Source organism: Undibacterium sp. TC4M20W, assembly GCF_049340245.1.
Taxonomy (GTDB): Bacteria; Pseudomonadota; Gammaproteobacteria; order Burkholderiales; family Burkholderiaceae_D; genus Undibacterium.
The window spans coordinates 22,767-30,257 of the sequence record NZ_JBMPPI010000048.1 but is presented as its reverse complement, the minus strand read 5'-3'; the positions used below and the strand labels follow the sequence as shown (position 1 = coordinate 30,257).

6 protein-coding genes are annotated in these 7,491 nt (G+C 51.0%); 5 read left to right on the top strand and 1 reads right to left on the bottom strand.

Translation table 11 applies throughout. The features are described from left to right. Positions 1-241: 241 nt before the first annotated feature. A complete protein-coding gene (locus tag ACO0LL_RS29480) occupies positions 242-376 on the bottom strand; it encodes a hypothetical protein (protein WP_255431525.1) in 135 nt (44 codons plus the stop codon). Between the two features lie 218 nt (positions 377-594). Here ACO0LL_RS29480 and ACO0LL_RS29475 point away from each other — a divergent pair, with 218 nt between their 5' ends. The 5 genes from ACO0LL_RS29475 to ACO0LL_RS29455 all read left to right on the top strand — a co-directional run bounded on the left by ACO0LL_RS29475 (position 595) and on the right by ACO0LL_RS29455 (position 7,480). Continuing rightward, positions 595-1,464 carry an ABC transporter ATP-binding protein gene (locus tag ACO0LL_RS29475; protein ID WP_422954392.1) on the top strand — a complete coding sequence of 290 codons (870 nt, stop codon included), beginning with the start codon at positions 595-597 and terminating at the stop codon, positions 1,462-1,464. Then, a complete protein-coding gene (locus tag ACO0LL_RS29470) occupies positions 1,461-3,077 on the top strand; it encodes a hypothetical protein (RefSeq protein ID WP_422954391.1) in 1,617 nt (538 codons plus the stop codon). The genes ACO0LL_RS29475 and ACO0LL_RS29470 overlap by 4 nt, the downstream gene beginning before the upstream one ends. 311 nt (positions 3,078-3,388) lie before the next feature. After that, entirely contained in the window at positions 3,389-5,233 is a 1,845-nt protein-coding gene (locus ACO0LL_RS29465; protein WP_422954389.1) for a M48 family metallopeptidase, read from the top strand. A gap of 190 nt (positions 5,234-5,423) precedes the next feature. Further along, positions 5,424-6,692, top strand: a complete 1,269-nt coding sequence (locus tag ACO0LL_RS29460; protein WP_422954388.1) for an efflux RND transporter periplasmic adaptor subunit — start codon at positions 5,424-5,426, stop codon at positions 6,690-6,692. A 32-nt stretch (positions 6,693-6,724) separates the two neighbouring features. Beyond that, positions 6,725-7,480, top strand: coding sequence for an ABC transporter ATP-binding protein (locus ACO0LL_RS29455; RefSeq protein ID WP_422954387.1), 756 nt, complete (start codon positions 6,725-6,727; stop codon positions 7,478-7,480). Positions 7,481-7,491: the final 11 nt, after the last annotated feature.

Below are 7,491 nucleotides of genomic sequence, written 5' to 3'. Positions count from 1 at the left end.
CATTGGTCTCTTGGGGCATGCGCCGGATCAGGCGACGTTTGATGCACTGCTGGCGCAATCGGGGACGGATGTGGTCACGCTGATCGGGCAGTTTATTAATTCGCCTGAGTATCTGGCAAGGTTTATGCCGGTTTGATTTTTTGGTGGGCGGAGTTTCTTGTTAAAGGAACTCCGCGCATAGACTGTCTTTGATACATCCATTCTCACCAGGCTGAAATATCCAGCCTGGTGCAGATCAAAACTATGCGCCTGTGCGCTGTGTCCATGGAATTGCCGTTCCAGCTTCCTTCTTGGCTTGCTTGGCGGCTTTCTTTTCTTTAGGCGTACTGGCCGCCTGCTTCTTGGTTTCTTTATTACTTTGTTGAACTTTACTCATGATTTACTCCTGGGAACACCAAGGCCTTGGTGACAAGTCAGTATAGGCTTGTATTGCCTCATCAACCGTTTTCCAGAAAATATAGTCCGCACGGATTACATATCATGTAAAAGCCATTTCATACCGCGATTTACGCAATCTGTCTCAATGCCAGGGCAAGGCAAACAGCTTTTCTTTACAGTTAGCCCATGCAAATAAAATAATGATAGGGGAGCGAGATGCTGGAAATCAGGAATGTCACAAAAACCTTTGGTAAAAAACTGACCGCAGTCCATGACTTGTCACTCAATCTCGGTCACGGTGTGATCGGCCTGATAGGACACAATGGCGCGGGCAAGACCACGCTCATGCAAATGATCGCGACCCTGACACGTCCCAGCAGCGGCAGCATACTTTTCCAGGGTCAGGACATTGTCAAGAAACCGCAGGCCATACGCCAGCGCCTGGGATTCCTGCCGCAGGATTTTGGTATTTACCCTAACCTGACAGCGCTAGAATTCATGCAATATTTTGCCGCCCTGAAGGGTGTGCGCGATCCAGCCAGGATCAGGCATTTGCTGGAAGTGGTGAATTTGCATGAACAGGCTAAACGTCAGGCTTCAAGCTTCTCTGGCGGCATGCGGCGGCGTCTCGGTATTGCCCAGGCCTTGCTGAATGATCCTGACATCCTCATCGTTGATGAGCCAACAGCCGGGTTGGACCCGGAAGAACGTTTGCGCTTCCGCCATTTATTGAGTGAACTGGGTTTCAAGAAACTGGTGATCATGTCTACCCACATCGTCTCTGATGTAGAAAGCATTGCCAGCCAACTGGCCATCATGCGGCAGGGCAAACTGATCGCCCATGCAACACCAGATGACATCCTGGCGCAGGCACATGGACAAATCTGGACTGCCGACATTGCCAGCCATGAATATGAGACCTTGCGCAATAAAGTGCATGTATTGCAAAGCCAAAAACAGGGCGATCAAATGAGCTTGCGCATTGCCCATCCACACCAGCCATGTGCAGGCGCACGCCATGCTACGCCCAGCCTGGAAGAGGCCTTGATGGCACAACGCTATGCGGTACAGGAGCTGGCAGCATGAGCCCTTCCCTGCCAAATACACTGAACACCCTGAACACACTGACCATTCTGCTTCTGAGTGAAGCCCGTCTGCGCCTGCGGCGTCTGGGCAGCGTGGTCGCGATACTGGCAGTCATCGCTCTGGCCTGGGTCATGATCCCTGATCCGCAATCGGGTACATCCCTGATGGTCATAAAAAGTACCCGCGTACTCTACACCAGCTCCACGCTGGCTTTTGGCAGTGCAACACTGGCCAGCCTGTTATTTGGCCTGGCTGGTTTTTATCTGGTACGAGGCCGTATTGCAGAAGACATGCGCAGCGGCTGTGGTGCCGTCATCGCCGCTACTCCTGTCAGCAATGGCATCTTTTTGCTGGGACGCTGGCTGGGCGGTGTGGCTTACCTGATGGTGCTAAGCACTGCCTTTATGGGTGCCATGCTGGTCTGTCATCTGGTACGAGGTGAAGGCCCCTTAGAACTGCTCATCTATCTGCAAACCTATCTGGCCCTGCTGTTGCCCATGATATTTTTTGTTTGCAGTTGCGCCATCCTGTTTGACAGTTTTTCACCCTTGATGGGTAAGCTCGGCGATGTGATTTTCTTTTTTGTCTGGGTCGCACAAATCGCCCTGCTGGATAAAGCAGATAGCGGTATTGCCGGTGAAATCAATCCTTACATGTATATCGATTTCATAGGTGCAGCCACATCGATGGCACATCTGAAGTTATATGTCAGTACCAGACATATCTCTTTGGGCACTGCCAGTTTTGATGCAAAATTCATCCCCATACTTTTACCCGCCTTCATGTGGTCTGGAAAATTAATGGCCCTGCGTTGCGCCACAGCGATGTTGGCCTTGCTGCCACTACTACCAGCGATCGCCTTGTTCCACAGGTTTTCACCTGATCGCGTAAAAGTCAGCCAGGCCCGCAAACGTCGTTCTCCTCTTAATTATTTAAATCAAATACTGCGCCCTTTCGCTGGCTTGTGCCAACCGTTATTTCGCCTCGCGCGAGCCTTGCCAGGTCTGGCCGGGCAAATATGTGCGGACCTTGCCCTGACAGTGGCGACCACGCCTGTCGCTGGCCTGGCCTTATTAATCATCCCCTTGTTATCCATGTTTTTGCCAAGCGCAGTTTTACCAGGGCTATTGACTATCACCGTCGCTATCTGGGGCATACTCATCAGTGATCTGAGCAGCCGTGACCATCAGGCTGTTACCGGTGAAATGACAGGCGCCGTATCAGGCGGTATTGCCCAGCGTTATTTGCGGCAGTTTGCAGCTAGTACACTGCTGGGCTTGATGTTGATGGGTGTCATCGGTTTGCGTTGGCTTATGCATGAATCAATGCATGAGCCAACACATGAGCCAATGCGGGCACTGGCCTTAGTGAGTGGCATTTTCAGTATGAGTGCGGTGGCCTGTTTGCTGGGGCGCCTGTCAAAGACACCGCGCACTTTTTTGTCCTTGTTTCTGTTTGGCATCTATGTTGCGGTGAATGCAAAAAAAGCCCCGATGATGGATGCATTCGGTTTCAATGGTGTGGCAAACAATTTGTCTATCACCTGGCAGCTGATGCTGGGCGTAATCGCACTGAGCTGCGGCTATCTGTATAACCGCCGCGCAGCAGCATAACGGTACCTGTGTATAAAACGGTGTATAAGTTGTAGATAGGCTGTAGATAAGTTGTAGATAAGCTGTGGACAAGCCAGGGATGTTTTATTTCTTTTCAGCAAAGCACAAATTGTATTAATTGTAAGCAGACTTTAGTTTCATTGTTTTAGCAAAATGATGTCTCTATACTTTTTATACTTTTGTTGATCTGACGACGATGTTTTCAGGTCTGCCGGAATCCTGTCTGCTGAGCTTTTTTTGCCTGGTTAATATGTGGCCTGTTCATCAGCATCGTTCCCTCCGCATGTTCATGAACAGGATAAATTACGCCTATGTCTAACGGATTGTCTCTCAAAAAAGATTTGGCAAAAATACTGCTGTATTCGCTGTTATCGCTATTCCTGATACCTGCGTTTACTTACTGGTTTTCTCAACATGTGGAAAACAAACAGGATGAAAAATTCCTCAGTTTTGTATCGCAGCAAATTGATACAGACAGCAAGCTGACTTCTGAAGAAAAATTCCAGCAACAAGAATTTTTCCGTCAATACCCACCGTCTAAAATTTGTGACAGCAATATAGCCGAAGCCGCCAGTTACAGGGAGCGTGTATGCGCACGCTATTCAGATAACTGGCAATTCATTATGGCCAAAAAAGTCTCGGCCTGGACCATGGCCGGTGGTGTAGTCTTGCTGATCAGTGTGCTCTTGCTCGGTGCTTTTGCCTTTCTCAATGAAAAAGCCCAGTACCTGAGTTTTGTCACAGGCTGGCGTGTGCTGACCTTGAGTTGCACTGCCGGAACAATTGCGCAGGGCGCAATGCTGATGTGGTTGTCATTCTGGGTCACGGCGTATTTCATGAACCGCTATTCCGTCAAGCTGATAGCCGTCGCTGTCATCTTTGTCGCAATTGCGGTGTTCTATGTCATCGTCAGCATCTTTAAACGCGTCAACAGTAATCATCAAATTCAGGGGGAGCTGATTTCTGAACAGGCAGCGCCGGGTTTGTGGCAACGCGTACGTGAACTGGCGGCACGCTTGAAAACAGCAGCGCCAGATAATATCGTCGCGGGCATAGATGCCAATTTCTTTGTCACTGAATCCCCTCTGAATGTCAGCGGCAGAAGTCTGCGTGGACGCAGCCTGTTCATCAGTATCCCACTGTTGCGCCTGCTGAGCCAGTCAGAAGCGGATGCCGTGCTGGCGCATGAACTGGCCCACTTCCGTGGTGGTGACACAGCAAACAGCGCTGCGCTTGGCCCCAAGCTGGCACAATATGATCAATACTGTTTTGAGATGCGTAGCGCCCATGTGCCTACCGTGTTTTATCTGATGTGTTTGTATCGCATGATTTTTGAAATTGCCTCTGCGCGCAATAGCCGTGACCGTGAATTTTTGGCTGACCGCATCGCCGCCAAAGTGATTGCACCTGCAGCAGTCACCTATTCACTGATCAAGATTGCGGCTTATGCCAATTACAGGAATGAAATCGAAAACCAGCTGTTTTCACGCAATGAAAGACATGGTGCCAGTGTAGGGATTGCACAATTTGTGGCGTCCGGCCTGCATCCATATGCGCGCTCGTCCGCCTTCATCGACACCATGAAACATGCGAGCGTGCCGCACCCTTACGACAGCCACCCCAAGATGACTGAGCGCATGAAAAACGTTGGCCATGTGATAGCCGAAGCTGATTACGGTGCCATCGTCACCAGCATACCGGCGCAAACCTGGGCAGCCGATATACAGGTTGCCGACGAAATTGAAGCGCGTTTGTGGACCAGCTATGAAGAAGATTTTTCACAGGCGCATGAACACAGTCTGGCCTACCGCTATGAACCAGCCAATGAAGAAGAAGAGGCGCTGGTGTTGCGCTACTTCCCACCGGTGGAATTTTCCCTGAGCGAGGGCAAAGCCATACAAGTGACCTATGCAGGCTGGATCTTGCCCGATGAAACCGAGCCGCTGGCCTGGGACAGGGTAGATACCTATGAATATGAAGATGGCATGCTGTCGGACACACTGACCATCAAGCACCCTGAAAAAGGCATGCTGGGTGCCAAATCGACCAAGGTGAAACTCGCCGGTATTAAGAAAGTGCGCGAAGAATTCAAGAACGTCTCTGGCCATTACTGGCACAGGCATCAGGTCATGCGGCATCAACAGGCCTTGCAATAATCCTGTTCTGCTACTCAGCAAGAATCCCGTCATAGCAGGCGGGATTTTTTTATTGTGTACGCTTAGCTGTACGGACAAGGCTGCGGACAGTGTGGACAATCAGGCACCAATAAAATACCCATATAAATCAATGACTTAAAACTGGCACGCTTTCTGCTAAACAGTATGCAAACTGTTTAATGGAAACATCATGATAAGAGACACTTCAGGCCAGGATACGGTGTTGGCCGCCAATAAGGGACAAAAACGCAAGCGCATCATCATTGCTGGCGTCGCCACGCTGGTGGGCGTTACTGGCCTGGTATTACTGATGTCGGCCTGGCGCAGCAGCAGCCAGTCTGTCAATGCGTCACGCTTGCGCATCGCCACCGTCAGCCATGGCACTCTGGTCAGGGATGCGGCAGTCAATGGCCGTATTGTTGCCGCCATCAGCCCGACCTTGTACTCTAGCGCCGGTGGCACGGTAACACTGAAAGCCAATGCGGGCGACACCGTCAAGAAAGGTGATATCGTCGCCGAGATAGAGTCCCCTGACCTCAACGACCAGCTCAAACGCGAACAATCAAATACCGAGCAACTGGAAGCAGAAGTCGCGCGCCAGCAAATCCTCGCGAAGAAACAAAAACTGATCGCCAGGCGTGATGCCGACCAGGCCGAGATAGACCGCGTAGCAGCCCAGCGCGCCTTCCAGCGCATAGAAGCTGCGGGCGTTGTTGGCGTGGTAGCCAAGAATGATTTCCTGAAAGCTCAGGATGCTATGCGATCTACCGAAATACGCTCCAAGCATGCAGCCCAGGCAGCCGACCTGGAAAACGAAGATGTGACGCTGGAATTAAAAACCAAGATGAGCCAGTTGCAACGCCAGCGCCTCTCCCTGGACTTTGCCAAACGCCGAGTCGATGAATTGAAACTGCGTGCACCTGTCGATGGCATCATTGGCAGCCTGGCGATTTCCAACCGCAGCGTAGTGGCCGCCAATACAGCCTTGATGACACTGGTTGATCTGTCGCAGCTTGAAGTCGAAGTCGAAATCCCGGAATCGTATATGACCGACCTTGGCCTGGGCATGAAGGCAGAAATCATGATCAACAATAACAAGGTCATGGGCACCCTGACCGCCATCTCGCCAGAAGTGGTAAAGAACCAGATACTTGCCAGAGTGCGTTTCAGCGACAAACAGCCTGAAGGCCTGCGTCAAAGCCAGCGCGTCTCAGCCCGTTTGCTGATGGAAGAAAAAGCCAATGTCATGATCTTGCCACGCGGCCCCTTTGTCGAAGCAGACGGTGGACGCTTTGCCTATGTCGTCGAAAACGGTGTTGCCCAGCGCCGCCCCATCAAAATGGGCGCAACCAGTATCTCTGCAGTAGAAATTCTCAGTGGTTTGAAAGACGGCGACAAAGTCGTGATATCCGGTACCGATACATTTGAAAGCGCGAATAGCGTTTCGATCAACAACTAGTATTCAACAATTAATTTAAGAAGGATTATCCCATGTTACGCATGAAAAACCTCAGCAAAGTTTACCGTACGCATCTGATCGAAACGCATGCACTGCGCGGCTTTGACATCCATGTCAAGGAAGGTGAATTCGTCACCGTGACCGGGCCATCCGGTTCTGGCAAAACCACCTTTCTGAACATTGCCGGTTTACTGGAAGAATTCAATGATGGTGATTATCTGCTTGATGGCATCAACGTCAACGGCATGAATGACAATGCCCGCACCCGTTTGCGTAATGAAAAACTGGGTTTCATTTTCCAGGGCTTCAACCTCATCCCTGACCTCAACCTGTTCGACAATGTCGATGTACCTTTGCGCTATCGCGGCTTCAATACGGCTGAACGCAAGGAACGTATAGAGGACGCACTGGCACAGGTTGGCCTGGCTTCACGCATGAAACATTATCCGGCTGAATTGTCTGGTGGTCAGCAACAGCGTGTAGCAATTGCCCGCGCCCTGGCCGGTTCACCAAAACTGCTGCTGGCCGATGAACCTACCGGTAACCTCGATACCCAGATGGCACGCAGCGTCATGGAATTGCTGGAAGAAATCAATGCCAAGGGCACGACCATCCTGATGGTAACGCATGACCCTGAACTGGCCGTTCGGGCCCAGCGCAATGTGCATATTATTGATGGACAGGTCAGTGACCTGGTGCGCAAGCTGCCATCACTTTACGATGCCAAAGCTGAAACCAAGACCGATAGCGGTTCAGCCAATGAAGTCGATAGTTCGGCAGTCGCCTGAGGAGCCGCATG